The 958-nt window shown below is 64.3% G+C and carries 1 protein-coding gene; it reads left to right on the top strand.

The window, feature by feature from the left end; genetic code table 11:
- On the top strand, positions 1-855 hold an 855-nt coding region (locus AC0L14_RS34745; protein ID WP_473752227.1), incomplete at its 5' end, for an IS256 family transposase.
- Positions 856-958 lie beyond the last annotated feature (103 nt).

Genomic DNA, 958 nt, shown 5'->3' on the forward strand with positions numbered 1-958 from the left:
CGCAAGGTGAAGGCGATCACCGAGGAGCTGTGCGGCCATTCCTTCTCGGCCTCGACGGTGAGCCAGGCGACGGCGCGGCTGGATGAAGCCCTGAAGGCGTTCTTTGAGCAGCGGCTTGCCGAACCTTACCCGTACCTCATTCTGGATGCGCGCTATGAGCGGGCGCGCGAGGCCGGCGTGATCGCCAGCCAGGCGGTCTTGGTGGCGATCGGCGTCGACTGGGAGGGCCGGCGCCAGGTGCTCGGTGTCGAACTGGCCAACCGGGAAAGCCATTCGAGCTGGCGCGCGTTCGTGGCAGGGCTCAAGCAGCGCGGGCTCGCCGGCGTCGAGTTCGTCGTCTCCGACGACCATCCGGGGCTCAGGGCAGCGATCCACGAAGTCCTGCCCGAGGCAGTCTGGCAGCGCTGTTACGTGCACTTCCTCAGAAACGCGCTCGATTATGTGCCGCGCAAGGTCGATGACGACTGCCTGATGGAGCTCAGATGGTTCTATGACCGGCGCGACCTGGCCGAGGTCAAGCGCGACCTGGCGCAGTGGATCGCCAAATGGCAGGCCAAATACCCGAAGCTGGTGGATTGGGTGGAGACCAACATCGAGGAGACGCTGAGCTTCTATCGGCTGCCGCTGGCGCATCACAAGCACATGAAGTCGACGAACATGCTGGAGCGGCTGAACCAGGAGATCAAGCGGCGCACCCTGGTCGTTCGCATCTTCCCCAACCCGCAGAGCTGTTTGCGGCTGGTTCGGGCATTGGCGGTGGAGATCCACGAGAACTGGCTCGAGGCGACCCGCTACCTCAACATGGATCATCTGCGCGAGCACAAGAAGGAGAACCTGAGGGCACTGGCCGCCTGAGACGCGGCCGCCATGTCCGCCGCTCCGCTAAACACGGGGGCTGCGCGGCGGACACGCCAACGTCACCGCTGAATGCCACGCCATTTTTGCAGAACTTGACGCA

The sequence above is a fragment of the Mesorhizobium sp. WSM4841 genome, assembly GCF_055811515.1.